Here is a 16,386-nt window from a genome sequence, read left to right as displayed (position 1 = left end):
CCGCTAAGGGTAGGGACTTCTTCCTACGCTTACCCACTCTGTTCCCTGCGAAGTGGTCGGTTAGTTTTCAACAACTCAAACACGGCCATAAGGGTGATCTTCAAGCGAGTCCGAACCGGACAGTAGGCCCCATTAGGCAAAACAAGCACAAGTCGACCCCATCCGTTTTCGTGCCGGATGGAGCCAAAGAGAAGCGGCCCGCTCTGTTCATCCTGGGGAGGGGTCTCAGAGCGGGCCGCTGGCACGAGTATCGCACGCTTACCACTGATTGCGACTCACGATCAATTCCCCCGCCAATACCGATTTCCCTGATCAATGGGGGGTGTGGCACGGTGGCCTGGTCCAGCCCCAAGCAACACAGGAGTACCAAGAACCATGCTCACTGTCGGTGACAAGTTCCCCGAGTTCGAACTGACCGCCTGCGTCTCCCTGGAGAAGGGCAAGGAGTTCGAGACCATCACGCACAAGTCGTATGAGGGTTGGAAAGTGGTCTTCGCGTGGCCGAAGGACTTCACCTTCGTTTGCCCCACCGAGATCGCCGCCTTCGGCAAGCTGAACGAAGAGTTCGCCGACCGTGACGCCCAGATCCTCGGCTTCTCCGGTGACTCCGAGTTCGTGCACCACGCCTGGCGCAAGGACCACCCGGACCTGACCGACCTGCCCTTCCCGATGATGGCCGACTCGAAGCACGAGCTCATGCGTGACCTCGGCATCGAGGGCGAGGACGGCTTCGCCCAGCGCGCCGTCTTCATCGTCGACCAGAACAACGAGATCCAGTTCACGATGGTGACCGCCGGTTCCGTGGGCCGTAACCCCAAGGAGGTCCTGCGGGTCCTCGACGCCCTGCAGACCGACGAGCTGTGCCCCTGCAACTGGACCAAGGGCGAGAACACCCTCGACCCGGTCGCGCTCCTCGCGGGCGAGTGAGCTGACGGCGACATGGCACTCGACGAACTGAAGGCCGCTGTTCCGGACTTCGCCAAGGACCTGAAGCTGAACCTCGGTTCGGTCATCGGGAACAGCGACCTGCCGCAGCAGCAGCTGTGGGGCACCGTCCTCGCCTGCGCGATCGCCTCGCGCTCGCCGAAGGTGCTGCGCGAGCTGGAGCCGGAAGCGAAGGCCAACCTCTCCGCCCAGGCGTACACCGCCGCGAAGTCGGCTGCCGCCATCATGGCGATGAACAACGTCTTCTACCGGACCCGGCACCTGCTGTCGGACCCCGAGTACGGGACGCTCCGCGCGGGCCTGCGGATGAACGTCATCGGCAACCCCGGCGTGGAGAAGATCGACTTCGAACTGTGGTCGCTCGCGGTCTCCGCGATCAACGGCTGCGGCCAGTGCCTGGACTCCCACGAGCAGGTGCTGCGCAAGGCGGGCGTGGACCGTGAGACCATTCAGGAAGCCGTCAAGATTGCCTCGGTGATCCAGGCGGTCGGCGTGACCCTCGAAGCCGAGGCCGTGCTCGCCGAGTAGGACCAGCGGTACCCCTTGTACGAGAAGGGCCCCGAGGACGACCGACCGTCCCCGGGGCCCTTCTTCTGTTCACTTGGCCGTCTGGTCGGCGCCGTCCTCGTCGTCGCCGTAGTCGATGTCCTCGGGCGGCGAGCCCGGCGCGGGGGTCGGAGCGACGCCGAGCGCGGACGCCCCGCGTGGGGACGGAGCGTGCCGCAGGGCTTCCTCCTGCCCGTACGCGCGCAGATAGCCGACCACCGTGTTGGTGACCGCGACCAGCGGCACCGCGACGACCGCTCCGCCGATGCCCGCGATCATGCCGCCCGCGGCGACCGAGAGGACGACGGCGAGCGGATGCACCCGTACCGCGCGCCCCAGGATGAACGGCTGCAGCACATGCCCCTCGATCTGCTGCACGGCGAGCACCACGGCCAGCACCATCAGCGCGGTGAACACGCCTTCGGTGACGAGCGCGACGACCACCGCGAGCGCCCCGGAGATCACCGCGCCGACCAGCGGGATGAAGGCGAAGAGGAAGATGAAGACGGCGAGCGGCACCGCCATCGGCACCTTGAGGAACCAGATCCCGAGCCCGATGAATATCGCGTCGATCAGCGCCACGACGACCGTGCCCCGCACATAGGCGGTCAGCGTCCGCCAGGCCCGCGGCCCGGCACCCGCGACACCCGGCCGGGCCTGCGCGGGCACCAGTTTCAACACCCAGTGCCAGATGCGCTTCCCGTCGTACAGCAGGAAGAGCGTCGAGAACATCGCCAGCAGCATCCCGGTGAGGAGCTCCGCCATCACGGTGACGCCCTGCAGTCCGGCGGAGGTTATCTGTTCGGTGTTGGTGCCGATGGTGTCGCTGAGGTTCTTCGCGACGTCGTTGATCTGCTGCTCGGTGACATGGAAGGGGCTGTCGAGCAGCCAGTTCTTCAGATCGTCGATACCCGTCCGCACCTTGTCGGAGAGGGTGTCGATGTTGTCCATGACCTGCCAGACCACGAACCAGCCGACCAGCCCCATGATGACGAAGCCCAGGATCGCGGTGACCGCGGTGGCCAGTCCGCGCGGCAGACCGTACCCCTTCAGCCGGGCGACGGTCGGCTGCAGCATCGCGGTGACGAGCAGCGCGGCGACGAAGGCCAGAACGACCAGCTGTACGGCGCTGATGACCCGCATCAGCACCCAGAGCGTGCCCGCCAGGACGAGCAGCCGCCAGCCGGCCTCGGCCGCGACCCGCATGCCCCAGGGGATCGCCGCGACCGGATCGGGCCGGGCGGCCACGGAGGGGGCGTACGCGGGCGGCGGCGGCACACGATCGCCGGCCGCGATGTCGGGCCGGGCCGCCTCGTCCGGTACGGCGGCGGCTCTCGCGGGTACGGCGGCCGGCACCGGCGGCTCGACGGGCTCGGCCTCGCCCCCCTCGACCTCGCCCCCCTCGGCTTCGACCCTGCGCCGCTCCAGCCGCTCGCCCAGGTCGGCCAGTTCGGCGCCCAGACTGCCGAGCCACCCCGGTAGTTTCGACATGATCGTTCCTTTTCCCCCGTCATCTCGCCCCACCGCTCCCCCGCCGAGCGGTCCGGACCGACCGTACACGCGCGAAGCCCCTCACCGCAGGACGGCGAGGGGCTTCGCGAGGTCGAGACCGGAATCTCGGCAGGTTCTAGTACCAGTGGTTGGCCTGCCAGAAGGACCAGGCGCCGCACGGGCTCTTGTAGCGGCCGTCCATGTAGCTGAGGCCCCACTTGATCTGGGTGGCCGGGTTGGTCTGCCAGTCGGCGCCGGCGGAGGCCATCTTCGAGCCGGGCAGCGCCTGGACGAGGCCGTAGGCACCCGAGGACTGGTTCCTCGCCTGGTAGTTCCAGGTCGACTCGTGGTTCACGATGTTGCTGAAGCACTGGAACTGGTCGGCGGGAACGATCTGCCGCGCCATCGCCTGGACTTCGGCCACGGTGTACGAGCTCTGCTGGGCGAACGTGGCGGTGCTGCGGATCTCGGAACGGCTGGCGCGATCGGCCGCGTCCTTCTTGTCCTGGCGCTCCTTCTCCAGCTTGGCCTCGGCCGCCTGCTTCTTCGACTTGGCGTCCTTGGCGGCCTGGATGCGGGCCGCTTCCTCCACGGACCTCTTCGCCGCCGCGTCGGCCGCGGACGCCTGGGCGTCGGCCTGCTGCGTCAGCGAAGCGGTCTGCACCTGGGCCTGCTGGCCCGCAGGGATGTCGGCGAGAAGCGTGGTGTCGGCTGCGGCCGCCTCGAAGTTGTTGTCGTCGGCAGCGGGAGTGCTGCCCGAGGCAACGCCTACGACGGCGCCGACGGTGGTGACCGCGGTGGCTGACGCCACGGCGAACCCCCGGACCGAGATCCGGCTCACACGGTGTCCTTCCAGCATCGCCCGCTTAGGTGACCTCGCGGACGCAATCGTGCCCCTGGCACTGGCCTCCCTACTGCTTGGGTCACGGGAGGCACGGGCCCGGTGGGCGACCCCCCGGAGGGAGTGCCGCGTGGTGCTCGCGGGCGGCATACGGACGGCGATTGTTGAGTTGTGTGGTGCGTGGCACCTCTGGAGGTGCGGGTGTGCCGTATGCGGGGCCTGACGGAAGCAAGACTCTGCCGGAACGGCACGCCGGGAAGCAATTCTCTGTTGCGTGTGAAAGCTCACACCCGTTTGGGGCTAGTGATTTACGGAAATGCCACCGCAGCACGATGCCGCCCGGCTAAGCTGCTTCGCTCACCGGGCGGCACCAACTGTCGTATCCCGTATCAGATGTGGCCGTCCTCCAGCATTTCGGTCACCAGGGCGGCGATCTGCGAGCGCTCGGAGCGGGTGAGCGTGACGTGCGCGAAGAGCGGATGCCCCTTCAGCTTCTCGACCACGGCGACGACCCCGTCGTACCGGCCGACCCTGAGGTTGTCCCGCTGTGCCACGTCATGCGTGAGCACCACCCGGGAATTTGCCCCGATCCGGGACAGCACGGTCAACAGGACGTTCCGCTCGAGGGACTGCGCCTCGTCGACGATCACGAAGGCATCGTGGAGCGAGCGGCCCCGGATGTGGGTGAGCGGCAGGATCTCCAGCATGCCGCGCCCCAGCACCTCCTCGATCACCTCGCGTCCGGCGACCGCCGAGAGCGTGTCGAAGACGGCCTGCGCCCAGGGGCTCATCTTCTCGGCCTCGGTGCCGGGGAGGTAGCCCAGTTCCTGCCCGCCGACCGCGTACAGCGGACGGAAGACCATCACCTTCTGGTGCTGCCTGCGCTCCAGGACGGCTTCGAGACCGGCGCAGAGCGCCAGCGCCGACTTGCCGGTGCCGGCCCGGCCGCCCAGCGACACGATGCCTACGTCCTGGTCGAGGAGGAGATCGAGCGCGATCCGCTGTTCGGCGCTGCGGCCGTGGATGCCGAAGACCTCCCGGTCACCGCGCACCAGGCGCACATTGCCGTCGGCGGTGACCCGGCCGAGCGCCTTGCCGCGCTCGGACTGGAGGACCAGTCCGGTGTGCACGGGCAGTTCGGCGGCTTCGGGTACGTACAGCGTCTCCTCTCCGTAGAGCAGGTCCACCTGCTCGGCGGCGAGGGGCAGTTCCGACATCCCCGTCCAGCCGGAATCGGTGATGGCGAGTTCGGCGCGGTACTCCTCGGCGAGGAGGCCGACCGAGGACGCCTTGATGCGCAGCGGCAGGTCCTTGGAGACGACCGTGACGTCGTACCCCTCGGCCTGGAGGTTGCGCGCGACCGCGAGGATCCGTGAGTCGTTGTCCCCCAACCGGTAGCCGGCGGGCAGTACGCCGGGATCGGAATGGTTGAGTTCGACGCGCAGGGTCCCGCCCAGATCCCCGAGCGGGATCGGGGCGTCCAGCCGGCCGTACCGGGTGCGGAAGTCGTCCAGCAGGCGCAGGGCCTGGCGGGCGAAGTACCCCAGCTCCGGGTGGTGCCGTTTGGCCTCCAGTTCCGTGACCACGACGATCGGGAGCACGACTTCGTGCTCGTCGAACCGGGCCATGGCGTTCGGATCGGCCAGCAGGACGCTGGTGTCGAGAACATAGGTGCGCCTGTCGAGCATGCGGCGCTTCGTGCTGGTCACCACGGAAGGACGTACCCCCTCGGACGAGGTTGGGGTGCGACGGCGTCGCGGAGCATCCCAATGGGAGAGGACGGACCGGGCTGCGACCCCGATGCACGGGCCGAGCGCCGGCCCTCCGCGTCGGCCGCACTGTATGTACGGTCCTTCGTGTGCAACGGGCCTCCCGGGCGAGCGGACTCCATGCCGCTCACTTGGACACGACGTCCGCCTGGTTGGTGATCGGACGTCGACCTGTCAGGGGTATTCCCTCGAACACGCGAAGCCATGCCGCCCCGGGCGGGCGGTTGAGCTGGGAGTGTGGCCCGGGTACACGGGTTCGGGCGCACCACCCGCACGGTTTTGTCCTCAAACGCCGGACCGGCTGAAAATGACCGTGGCCGCCCGGAACCGGTGCCGCCGGGGAGCGGTGCACTGCCGGGGGGGGGAGGAGCGCCCTGTAAGCCGGGCGGGGGCGTCAGCCGCCGTAGCGGCGGTGGCGGGCCGCGTAGTCGCGCAGGGCGCGGAGGAAGTCGACGCGGCGGAAGGCCGGCCAGAAGACCTCGCAGAAGTAGTACTCGGAGTGCGCGCTCTGCCAGAGCATGAAGCCGGACAGCCGCTGCTCACCGCTGGTGCGGATGACCAGGTCCGGGTCGGGCTGGCCCCGGGTGTAGAGGTGCTCGGAGATCAGGTCGGTGGAGACGATCTCCGCAAGCTCCTCGAAGGACGTCCCCTTGGCGGAGTGGTCCAGCAGCAGCGAGCGGACCGCGTCGGCGATCTCCTGGCGGCCGCCGTAGCCGACGGCGACATTGACCAGTATCCCGTCGACACCGACCGTGGCCTGCTCGGCCTCCTTGAGGACGGTCTGGGTGCGGGCGGGCAGCAGATCGAGTGTGCCGACGTGGTGGACGCGCCAGCGCCCGTCCGCCGCGAGGTCGCGCACGGTGTTCTCGATGATGCCGAGGAGCGGCGTCAGCTCGGACTCGGGCCGGTCGAAGTTGTCCGTGGAGAGCAGCCAGAGTGTGACGACCTCCACATCGGTCTCGCTGCACCAGCCGAGCAGTTCCTGGATCTTGTCCGCGCCTGCCTGGTGCCCCTGCGCGGCCGTACCGCCGGACGCCTTCGCCCAGCGCCGGTTGCCGTCGAGGATGACACCGATGTGCTTGGGCACCTGGGTGAGGTCGAGGCGGGCCTCCACCCGGCGCGCGTAGAGCCCGTACACCAGGTCGCGCAAGTTCACTGAGTTCACCTCTCGGTTCTGTGCGGGCCCGCCCGCCCCATGGCCCGGGGCCCGGGGGCGTCTCCCTGGGGATCACCGCACCGTTCCACAGAGTCCATCGCCCCGCCGTGCCGTGGCATTCCCCGAGGCCGCCACATTACTGCGCAGGCGGCACACCGGCCCAACCCGGCCTGTCACAAGTCCGTGATAGGGAGAGAAACGTGACTGATTCTCCTCTCTTCTACCGGGCCGCCGGTTCGCGCTACGACTCCATGGAGTACCGCCGCACCGGCCGCAGCGGTCTCAAGCTCCCGGCCGTCTCCCTCGGCCTCTGGCACAACTTCGGCGACGACCGCACGCTGGACTCCCAGCGGGCGATCCTGCGCCGCGCCTTCGATCTCGGGGTGACCCACTTCGATCTGGCCAACAACTACGGGCCGCCGCCCGGCTCCGCCGAGCTCAATTTCGGCAAGATGTTCCGGCAGGACTTCGCTCCCTACCGGGACGAGCTGATCATCTCCACCAAGGCCGGATACGACATGCACCCCGGCCCCTACGGTGAATGGGGCTCCCGCAAATATCTGCTGTCGTCGCTGGACGCCTCACTGAAGCGGATGGGGCTCGACTACGTCGACATCTTCTACTCCCACCGCTTCGACCCGGACACTCCGCTGGAGGAGACGATGGGGGCGCTGGCCTCCGCCGTGCAGCGGGGCAAGGCGTTGTACGTGGGTGTGTCCTCGTACAACGCGGAGCAGACCGCGGAGGCGGCCCGGCTGCTCAAGGAGATGGGCGTACCGGCCCTGATCCATCAGCCCTCCTACTCGATGATCAACCGCTGGATCGAGGACGACGGGCTGCTCGACACCCTGGAGGCGGCCGGCATGGGCTGCATCTCCTTCGTGCCGCTCGCGCAGGGCCTGCTCACGAACAAGTACCTGACGGGCATCCCGGAGGGTTCGCGCGCCACCCAGGGCAAGTCCCTGGACCCGGGCCTGCTCTCCGACGAGGTGCTCCGCCGGCTGAACGGGCTGAACGACATCGCCCGGCGACGCGGTCAGTCACTCGCCCAGCTGGCGCTGAACTGGGTGCTGCGGGACGGCCGTATGACATCGGCGCTGATCGGCGCTTCGAGCGTGAAGCAGCTGGAGGAGAACGTCGCGGCGCTCGCCGGACCGCCTCTGTCCGCCGAGGATTTGAAGGAGATCGACACCTTCGCCGTGGACACCGCGGGCACCAACATCTGGGCCGGACGGAGCTGACGGGGGCGGCCTTCGCGGGGCCGATACGCAGTCGGCACGCGGCCGCCACGCGGGGCGCACAGCGCGCCCACAAAAAACGGGCCGGTCCGTGGGGGGGATACGGACCGGCCCGAGGGGGGGGTTCCACCATAACCCTTCGTAAGTGATGCTGGGTGCCACGCCACTCCACAATCACTCTCCGAATTCATCGGACTCCGGTGCGAGCACTGCTCTCCGGTTGACGTGTCAGTGACCGCCGACCGGCTTCACGCAGCCGGTTCCTTCGAGGTACCGGCCGTGGGCCTCGGCCGTGACGAGTCCGTTGACCCGGCCGTCCAGCGCCCCCTCCAGACAGATCGGGCCGAGTTCGACGGTGAACGTGTTGCGGTGGGGGCCGAAGGTTTTGGTGGTGATCGCTTGGGGGCTGTATCCCAGACCGGTGAGCGCCTCATGGAGCTGGGACTCGGTGCTCCTGCCGCCCTCCGCGAGCCCGGCCAGACCCTCTTCGACCTTCTTCACCTCGGCATCGCCCTTGGCCCGGTCGGCCGGGGACAGCTCGGCGGTGGACTGGAAGGCGTGGTTCTCCCGGTAGCGCGACGCGTCGTCGCCCGCGCCCGGTCCGACGTAGGGCGAGGCGCCCACGGCGGGCGCGCTGCTGCTGCCCGCGCCGGGTCCGGCGTCCCCGACCCGTTCCGTGCCGCAGCCCGCCAGGGCAGTGGCCAGGAGGAGCGCCGTCGCGGTGGCGGAGGCCTTCGCTGTACGTCTCCGAGAGGTCATGGGCCGAGTATGGGACAGGCCCTGACCTGATGGGCCGCTAGATTCCGAATCATGACGACACGAACCGCGACCGTTACCTGGACCGGGGCGAACGCGCGCCGGATGGAACGCCAGGGGCTCGCCGCTCCGGTGCACCTCACCCCGGCCGATGTGGTCGGCGCGCTGCCCGCCGCGCATGCCCAGGTGCTGTCGGCCGCCGAGCTCTCCGTCGGGCTGCGGACGGCGGGCGCGACCCGTACCGATGTTCGCGAGGCACTGTGGACCGAGCGCACCCTGGTCAAGACGCACGGGCCGCGCGGCACCGTCCATCTGCTGCCGATGGCCGAACTGTCCATGTGGACCAGCGCGTTGTCCGCCGTACCGGCCGGGCGCAATCCGCTCCCCGAGGATGTACGGATGACGCCGGAGCAGACCGAGGCGGTGCTCGCCGCGATCGCGGACGCGCTGACCGGGGCCGAGCTGACCGTCGACGAGCTCTCGGAGGCGGTGGTGGATCGTGCCGGGGCATGGGCCGGGGACCGGGTGATGCCCGCGTTCCAGGGCATGTGGCCGCGCTGGCGGCAGGTGATGCATCTTGCGGGTCACCGCGGCGCGCTGTGCTTCGCGCCCGGTCGCGGCCGCAAGGTCACCTACACCCGCCCGGACGTCGTCCCACTCTACGGTCCGGAGGCGCTCGCCCGTCTCGTACGCCGCTATCTGTACGCGTACGGTCCGGCCACGCCCCAGCACTTCGCGAAGTGACTCGCGGCGCCGCAGCGTTGGGCGGCAGAGGTGTTCGCGGGGATGGCCGCGCGCGGGGAGATCGATGAGGTGGTGTACGAGGGGGAGCCGGCCTGGCTGGTGGCGGGCGACACCACCTTTCCGGTGGAGCCGGTGCGCGGGGTGCGGCTGCTCCCCTACTTCGACGCGTATCTCATCGCGTCCCAGCCGCGCGAGAAGCTCTTCCCCGGGGCGGCGTACACCCGTGCGCTGGCGGGTGGCCAGGCAGGGAACTTCCCGGTGCTGCTGATCGACGGGACCGTGGCCGGGGTGTGGCACCAGCGCCGGTCGGGCCGGCGGATCGCGGTGACGGTGGAGCCGCTTTCACCGCGCGCGCCCGGGCAGCTGCGGGGGCTGGAGGAGCAGGTGGCGCGGGTCGGCGAAGTCCTTGAAGGCAAACCGGACCTGACGGTGGGGAAGGTGACGGTGGGGCCGCACGCGTAACGCCTGCCGGTGCGGCTGATGCTGCGACAGCATTGGTTCGCCGGGTCAGCTCCTCGCCGGTGCGCCCCGGTGGCCGCGGGTGAAGCGGATCGACACGGTGTCACCGCCGATGACCACGAAGCGTCCGCCCTCGCACCGGATGACGGCCTCGTGCACCTCGCCCCGCCCGTCCACGCGTTCCTCGGTGCGGGTGACGGTCCAGCCGCCGTCGGGGGGCTGCGGCAGGTTCGGCACGGCGGCGAACTCCCACTGTCCCGACGGTACGCACCAGCCGGGCAGCCGGGGCCAGGTGCCGGGGCCGACATGCAGGGTCCCGTCGGAGGCACAGGTCAGGACCACCGACTGGCCGTCGGCCAGCAGGAATTCGACCGCCTCCGGCTCCCCCATCCGCCCTTCCGGCCGGTAGAAGACGCCGAGCACTCCGACGATCCGTGCGCCTCTGAGCCAGTCGGCGCCGGCGTGCTCCGGGACACGCGGTGCCTCGTCTTCGTTCCCCACCCACATGGCCGGTTCCCTCCTGTGCGCTCACCGCCAAGGGTCGCACCCTTCGGGCGAAAGCAAGGGGCGCGGCCTACTCCGGTTTACGGGCCTCGGTCCTGCGGGCCTCGATCAGGAATCGGGTGGTGTGGGCCACGAACGGCCCCTCGGTCTCGATCCGGTGGTGCAGCGCGGCCAGTTTCGGCCGGTACTCCTCGACGGTGAAGCCCGGCACCATCCAGATCACTTTCCGCAGGAAGTAGACGACGGCGCCGATGTCGAAGAATTCGGTACGCAGCGTCTCCATCCGCAGATCGACGACTTCGAGCCCGGCCGCCTCGGCTTCGGCCCGTGCCTTCTCCGGGTCGCGGGCGCCGCGCACCTCGGGCGGCTGCGGGCCGAGGAAGTACTCGACGAGTTCGAAGACGCTGGCCGGGCCGACCTGCTGCGAGAAGTACGTGCCCCCGGGGGTCAGCACCCGCGCGATCTCCGCCCACCAGGTGGTCACCGGATGCCGGCTGACCACCAGGTCGAAGGCGTTGTCGCCGAACGGCAGCGGCGGCTCGTCCGCATCGGCGACCACGGCCGCACCGAGCGGGTGCAGGAGTGCGGTGGCGCGGCCGATGTTCGGCAGCCAGGACTCGGTGGCGATGGTGAGCGGCGGCAGCTTCGGCACGGAGGCGAGGACCTCGCCGCCGCCGGTCTGGATGTCGAGCGCGGCCCTGGCCCGTCCCATCCGGTCCGCCAAGGCGCGGGCGTAGCCCCAGGAGGGGCGCTGTTCGGTGGCCCGGCCGTCGAGCCAGGAGAAGTCCCAGCCGTCGACGGATACTGCGGCGGCCTCCGCGACCAGGGCGTCGAACCGTGCGTGTTCTGCTGCTTCCGCGGGTGTTCCGGGCATACCGCAATGGTGTCAGCCGGGTGGTGTCCGGCGCGACCTCAATACGGCGGGGCGGACGGCAGGCCGGGCAGCGGTCAGGCGGCCAGTCCGCCGAGCAGTATGCCCAGCAGCGCGCCCGTGATCATGAAAGGTCCGAACGGGATGCCGGTCCTGCGCCCGGCCCGCTTCAGGACCATCAGCCCGAACCCGTACACCGCACCGAGCAGGAACCCGGCGAAACCCCCGGCGAACACCACGGCCCAGCCGTACCAGCCGAGGGCCACGCCCAGCGACAGGGCGAGCTTGACGTCTCCGAAGCCCATTCCGTTCGGGTTGATGAGGAAGAGCAGGAAGTAGAAGGCGCCGAGGGCCGCACCGCCGAGCAGGGCGGACAGCCAGGATCCGCCGTGCTCCGGGAGCAGCGCCGCAACGCCCAGAAGTACGGCGACCGCCCCCGCGGCGGGCAGGGTCAGCTGGTCGGGCAGGCGGTGGACGCGGCGGTCGATCGTGGCGAGGAGTACGCCGACGGGGGCCAGCAGCAGCCAGACGGCGAGCTCGGGCCGGAGTCCGGTGGCCGCTGCGAGCGTGGCGCAGGCGAGCGCGGTGACGACGGGGACGAGGACACCGGGGGCGTAGCGCGCCGCGGGCTGCCCGGTGTCTTCTCCGCCGCCTCGGCCTCCCTGCTCGGCGCCCGGAGCGGCGGGGACCGGCACCGCCGCCGCGCACGTGGCGCACCGGGTGGAGCCGAGCCAGCCGCGGGCGGCACCGGTCAGGGCGTGGCCCGCGGGGCAGGTGTCCCGCCAGGCGTCCTCCGGTTCGACGGAGAACCGGTAGGCGGCGCGCGGGACCAGCAGTCCGGCCGCTGCGCCCCAGAGTGCGGCGAGCACTGTCAGCATGGCGTACACGGATCAGACCCTAGGCGGGTGCGGGGCACGGGTCATGGGTCCTGGGGCCCACTGCACACGTTTGTGGACCCTGCGGCCGTCACCGGACGCTACCGTCTTGGCCATGGCTCAATGGCGCAATGGGAATGGGACGTTGACGGTCACCGATCCACAGGGGGGGCAGGAGCCGGAGATACCGCTGCGGATCGCGGCCACGTACCGGGCAAGGAGCCGCGGGCTGCTCGGGCAGGACGGGATCGACGGCGCCCTGCTGATCACCCCGTGCGGGAGTGTGCACACCTTCCGGATGCGGTTCACCATCGATGTGGCGTACCTGGACCGGAAGTTCAACGTGGTCGCCGTGCACACGATGAAGCCGGGCCGACTCGGGATGCCGCGGCTGCGGGCCCGTCATGTGATCGAGTCGGAGGCCGGGGCGATGGAGAAGTGGGGACTGCGGCCGGGGGCGCGGGTGCGGATCGTCCGGACCGAGGAGGGCCGGGGCTGAGAGCCTGTCGGGTGACCTCTGAGGCGTGGGCGGCCGGGCGGCCGGCTCCTGGACACCCAGGGCCGCGCGACCCGCCGTGTCCCCTTCGACCTGCCCCGGCCCCGACCGGGTTCACGCACATGCTCGCGCTCACGGCGGGCCGGAGCCGAGCAGCGTCCACGCCCCGTAGGCCGCCGACGCCACCGCGAGCACGGCGACGACCGCCACCGTGCGAGCCGTGGTGCGCAGCCGCAGCAGCGCGACGGCGGGCGGGAGGAGCAGCGGGAACGCGGGCATCATCAGCCGCGGCCTGGACCCGAAGTACCCGGAGCCGATCAGCGCGATGACGACGACGGCGATGCAGTAGGCGAGTACGGGGAGCGGCTGGCGCTGCCGTACGCACAGGAACACCAGCCATCCGAGGCCCACCAGCGCCGCGCCCAGCCCCAGCGCGCCGGGCAGCGGCAGACCGAGGATGAACGTGGCGAGCGCCACGCCTCCGTCGATGCTGTTGCCCCACTGTGCCTGGACGTCGAAGTACGCGAAGAGGCTGCCCTCCCGTACGGCGACGAACACCACGTACCCGAGCCAGCCCAGCGGCGCGAGCACGGTACCGATCAGCATCCGTGTGTTGCGGCGGACGATGCCGTCCATCCGGCCGGCCCGGTACTCCCGTACGAGCGTGACCGCGGCGGTGATCCCGAGGGCGGCGATGAGCGCAGCCGCGGAGGGCCTGGTCAGCCCGGCGAGTACGCACAGTGCGCCCGCCACGATCCAGCGCCGGGTCAGTACGGCGTACAGCGCCCAGGCGGCGAAGGCGGTGAACAGTGTTTCGGTGTACGCCATCGACTGGACGAACGCCGTCGGGTACACGCCCCACAGCGCGGCCAGCACCACCCCTGCCCGACGCCCGTACAGATGCGCCCCGACGGCGAAGATCCCCCAGGCCGCGAAGAGCGCGGCGACCCAGGCGACCAGCAGTCCGGCGCCCGCGAGGGAGAGCGGGGTCAGCTCGGCGATGCCGCGCTCCAGAGCGGGCAGCAGGGGGAAGAAGGCCAGGTCGGAGTGGATGCCGCCGTTCGGGAGGGTGACGGTGTAGCCGTAGCCGTTCTCGGCGATCCGCTGGTACCAGACGGAGTCCCAGCGTTCGCCGAGGAGGTGGAAGGCGCTCTTTCCGGCGTCGGACGCGGCGGCGGCGAGGACGGCGAGACCGATCAGGCGCACGGCCGCATACGCCCCGAGGGCCGGTGCCGCCGCCGCGAGGGCCGCGGCGAGGCGGCCTCGGACGGGGGGATGCGGCGGTTGCGGCGGTTGCGGCCGCGTTCGGCGGCTGCGCTGCCGAACGAGCTGCTGGGCGGAGGCGGTGGCCTGAGTGGCCGGATCGTCGTCGGGCATGCAATCGATTATCTCCGCAGCGGGTGGCCCCACCCGCTGCGGGCCGGGTCAGCGGCCCCGGCTGCGGACGGAGCTCGGTGCGGGGCAGTGGCAGGGCAGGGGCGTTCCCCGTTGGGCCCGGTTTTGGGGCCGAGGGCCCAGGTCACCCGGCTCGTACACCCGTACGCTCACGCCACACCCGAATTGCGGAACTGCGGGCACAGGCATGTCGAGTAGGCGTCGGAGAGGAAGAACCGTGAGTGGTGGCGGGGGCTGGGAGAGCGGAAGCGCGGGCCGCATACCACCGGGAGGCGGGGGTGGTTCCGGGGCCAGCAGTGGCGTGTTCTTCGCCCTGACCCGTAGTTGGGCCGCCGGCGCTCTGGTCTACATCGCCGCCGGATATCTGGTGTCGCGCGGGCTCGTCGAGATGCTCGCCACCGACGAGCGGCTGGCGAGCTTCGGCTGGCGCCTGGGGCTTCTGCACGTGCCGAACGTCATCACGACCGTGCTCACCGTCCTGGCCTCGGCCCGCGTCCTGCCCGACGAGCAGCGCGAGTCCCGGCCGCTGACCCTGCTCGCCTCCCTGGGTGTCCCGCTGGCCGCGCTCGCCTACGGATTCGCCGTGTCCTGGCATCTCATGGGCCTGGAGGGCACGTTGATGCCGGTCGTCACGCTGGCGACCGGTTCGGCCGCGGGGCTGGCCGTCGACCGGCTGCTGGACGACCGCGACGAAGAGCCTTCCCCGACGCCGTACCAGCCGTACTCCTGGCGGGACGGCGGGGCCACCGCCATGGAGTACCTCGGGGTGATCGTCCTCGTCGTCACGATGATCGGCGCGATGGCCATGGCGGGGGTCGGCGGGCAGATCGGCGAACGCATCCGCTGTGCGATCAGCTCGCTGGGCGGCGGTGCCGGCGGCTGCTCCACGGGCGGCGGCGACACCACCGCCAAGCCGAAGGCGGACGCCGACTACCAGCCCAGGATGTGCCAGGTCTCCAGCATCTCCGACACCGCCGGCGGCAAGGTCAAGCTCGGCTGGTTCGAGTGGGGCAACGAGTACGGCTTCCAGCAGAAGGTCAGCCAGGCCAACACGGACCTGAACGGCGACGGCAAGGTCGACGAGAACGACAAGCTGGTCTACATGACGTTCACGGACGCCGCCTCGGCCGGCGGCACCGCCAGCACCCCCGGCATCAAGCTCGGCAAGCTGGGCAAGGCGGACGTGGACGTCGGCGGCGGCATCAAGATCACCAACGGTGACACCTGGGTCTTCAAGAGCGAGGAAGAGGCCGAGAAGCTCCGTAAGGACATCGAAGAACTGAAGATATGGGAGAACTCCACCAAGTACAGCGGTGGTTACGGCGGTGGCTGGTACTCCGGCATGAAGTGGGCCGACAAGAAGCAGGAAATCGAGAAGAAGATCGGCGACAAGAAGATCTCCTACTCGACCATCGGCCTCAACGCCTACGCGGACGGCGGCCTCTCCATCAGCTCGGGCGACGAGACCAAGCTCGGCGCCAAGCTCGGCGGCAAGGCCAAGTTCTCCCCCGAGGTGACCATCACCAAGGACGACGTGAACGGCAACGAGTCGTACACGTACACCGCCAAGCTCGAACTGGAGGGCAAGGTGAGCGGTACGGTCGGCCCGTACGGCGGTGCGGCCACCTCGAAGGACAGCCGCACCGGGGCGATCACCGTCACCCGCGACCAGAAGACCGGCAAGATCGTCCGCATCGACATGACCCAGACCGTCGAGAAGGACTCGACGGCGAACAAGGGCGACATCAGCGGCGACAATGGCAAGAAGGGTGACGACAAGCGCGGCGGCAAGGTCAGCGGCACCGACTCCTCCGGCGACACCGGTATCGAGGTCAAGACGAACTCGATCATCTTCGGTAAGGACACGGACCGGGCCACCGAGGACAAGCGGGCCGTCGCCGAGCAGTGGCTGAACGGCTCCGGCAACAACACCGCCCCGTTCGAGTACATGTTCGGTGACCACTCCATGCAGCAGAAGCCCACCGGGAACGACCCGTTCGAGCAGCTGATGTTCCAGGACGGCCTGTCGAGCTCGATGAAGTACCACGGTCGGACGGACGCCCAGGAGTTCGGCTTCGAGATCTCGCTCGGCATGAGTCTCGGGCTCTCCATCTCGGACGAGCACAAGAAGGAGACCCTGACGGACGCGCAGTTCCTCGGGGCCCCGAACGGTGACAAGCGCTCGTACCTTCCTTACAGCTACTGCGCGAAGTAGCGCGGGTAGCCAAAGGTGCGGCCGTACCTGTAGCTCTGGTGAAGGTACGGCCGCACCGCGCACGGCAAGCACGCACGACGAAGAG

Annotated in this window: 14 protein-coding genes and 1 pseudogene; 6 read left to right on the top strand and 9 right to left on the bottom strand. The window is 69.7% G+C overall.

Going from position 1 to position 16,386, the window contains the following annotated elements:
* Positions 1-375 precede the first annotated feature (375 nt).
* Complete coding sequence (locus ACZ7L9_RS06270) at positions 376-927, top strand: peroxiredoxin (RefSeq protein ID WP_471413019.1); 552 nt, start codon at positions 376-378, stop codon at positions 925-927.
* Between the two features lie 12 nt (positions 928-939).
* Positions 940-1,473, top strand: a complete 534-nt coding sequence (locus ACZ7L9_RS06265) for an alkyl hydroperoxide reductase (RefSeq protein WP_471413018.1) — start codon at positions 940-942, stop codon at positions 1,471-1,473.
* 69 nt (positions 1,474-1,542) lie between these two features.
* Here the strand turns inward: ACZ7L9_RS06265 and ACZ7L9_RS06260 are convergent, their stop codons facing one another.
* The 4 genes from ACZ7L9_RS06260 to ACZ7L9_RS06245 form a co-directional block, all read right to left on the bottom strand.
* Positions 1,543-2,982, bottom strand: a complete 1,440-nt coding sequence (locus ACZ7L9_RS06260; protein WP_471413017.1) for an AI-2E family transporter — start codon at positions 2,980-2,982, stop codon at positions 1,543-1,545.
* A gap of 136 nt (positions 2,983-3,118) precedes the next feature.
* On the bottom strand, positions 3,119-3,823 hold the full coding sequence (locus ACZ7L9_RS06255; protein ID WP_471413015.1) for an aggregation-promoting factor C-terminal-like domain-containing protein: 705 nt from the start codon (positions 3,821-3,823) through the stop codon (positions 3,119-3,121).
* A gap of 389 nt (positions 3,824-4,212) precedes the next feature.
* The gene (locus ACZ7L9_RS06250) at positions 4,213-5,535 is read right to left on the bottom strand and encodes a PhoH family protein (RefSeq protein ID WP_471413013.1); all 1,323 of its coding nucleotides are present in this window, start codon (positions 5,533-5,535) and stop codon (positions 4,213-4,215) included.
* 451 nt (positions 5,536-5,986) lie between these two features.
* Positions 5,987-6,748 carry an isoprenyl transferase gene (locus tag ACZ7L9_RS06245; protein WP_471413012.1) on the bottom strand — a complete coding sequence of 254 codons (762 nt, stop codon included), beginning with the start codon at positions 6,746-6,748 and terminating at the stop codon, positions 5,987-5,989.
* Between the two features lie 200 nt (positions 6,749-6,948).
* Between ACZ7L9_RS06245 and mgrA the strand changes: the two genes are divergently transcribed.
* Positions 6,949-7,989, top strand: coding sequence for an L-glyceraldehyde 3-phosphate reductase (gene mgrA / locus ACZ7L9_RS06240; RefSeq protein ID WP_471413010.1), 1,041 nt, complete (start codon positions 6,949-6,951; stop codon positions 7,987-7,989).
* Between the two features lie 225 nt (positions 7,990-8,214).
* Here mgrA and ACZ7L9_RS06235 read toward each other — a convergent pair whose 3' ends face one another.
* The gene (locus ACZ7L9_RS06235; protein ID WP_471413009.1) at positions 8,215-8,745 is read right to left on the bottom strand and encodes a hypothetical protein; all 531 of its coding nucleotides are present in this window, start codon (positions 8,743-8,745) and stop codon (positions 8,215-8,217) included.
* 51 nt (positions 8,746-8,796) lie between these two features.
* Here ACZ7L9_RS06235 and ACZ7L9_RS06230 point away from each other — a divergent pair.
* Positions 8,797-9,948: pseudogene (locus ACZ7L9_RS06230) on the top strand (winged helix DNA-binding domain-containing protein).
* 45 nt (positions 9,949-9,993) lie between these two features.
* Here ACZ7L9_RS06230 and ACZ7L9_RS06225 read toward each other — a convergent pair.
* The 3 genes from ACZ7L9_RS06225 to ACZ7L9_RS06215 form a co-directional block, all read right to left on the bottom strand.
* Positions 9,994-10,446, bottom strand: a complete 453-nt coding sequence (locus ACZ7L9_RS06225) for a hypothetical protein (protein ID WP_471413008.1) — start codon at positions 10,444-10,446, stop codon at positions 9,994-9,996.
* 73 nt (positions 10,447-10,519) lie between these two features.
* Positions 10,520-11,323 carry a class I SAM-dependent methyltransferase gene (locus tag ACZ7L9_RS06220; RefSeq protein WP_471413007.1) on the bottom strand — a complete coding sequence of 268 codons (804 nt, stop codon included), beginning with the start codon at positions 11,321-11,323 and terminating at the stop codon, positions 10,520-10,522.
* A gap of 74 nt (positions 11,324-11,397) precedes the next feature.
* Positions 11,398-12,207 (bottom strand): prepilin peptidase, encoded by an 810-nt coding sequence (locus ACZ7L9_RS06215; RefSeq protein WP_471413006.1) that lies wholly within the window; start codon positions 12,205-12,207, stop codon positions 11,398-11,400.
* Between the two features lie 103 nt (positions 12,208-12,310).
* Here ACZ7L9_RS06215 and ACZ7L9_RS06210 point away from each other — a divergent pair, with 103 nt between their 5' ends.
* A complete protein-coding gene (locus ACZ7L9_RS06210) occupies positions 12,311-12,694 on the top strand; it encodes a DUF192 domain-containing protein (protein ID WP_471413004.1) in 384 nt (127 codons plus the stop codon).
* Positions 12,695-12,823: 129 nt separating this feature from the next.
* On the opposite strand, the gene ACZ7L9_RS06205 is transcribed toward ACZ7L9_RS06210, so the two are convergent.
* Complete coding sequence (locus ACZ7L9_RS06205; RefSeq protein WP_471413002.1) at positions 12,824-14,068, bottom strand: hypothetical protein; 1,245 nt, start codon at positions 14,066-14,068, stop codon at positions 12,824-12,826.
* A 235-nt stretch (positions 14,069-14,303) separates the two neighbouring features.
* Between ACZ7L9_RS06205 and ACZ7L9_RS06200 the strand changes: the two genes are divergently transcribed.
* The gene (locus ACZ7L9_RS06200; protein ID WP_471413001.1) at positions 14,304-16,301 is read left to right on the top strand and encodes a hypothetical protein; all 1,998 of its coding nucleotides are present in this window, start codon (positions 14,304-14,306) and stop codon (positions 16,299-16,301) included.
* Positions 16,302-16,386: the final 85 nt, after the last annotated feature.

The organism is Streptomyces sp. NPDC111516, assembly GCF_055635345.1.
This window is presented reverse-complemented; position numbering and strand designations above follow the sequence as displayed.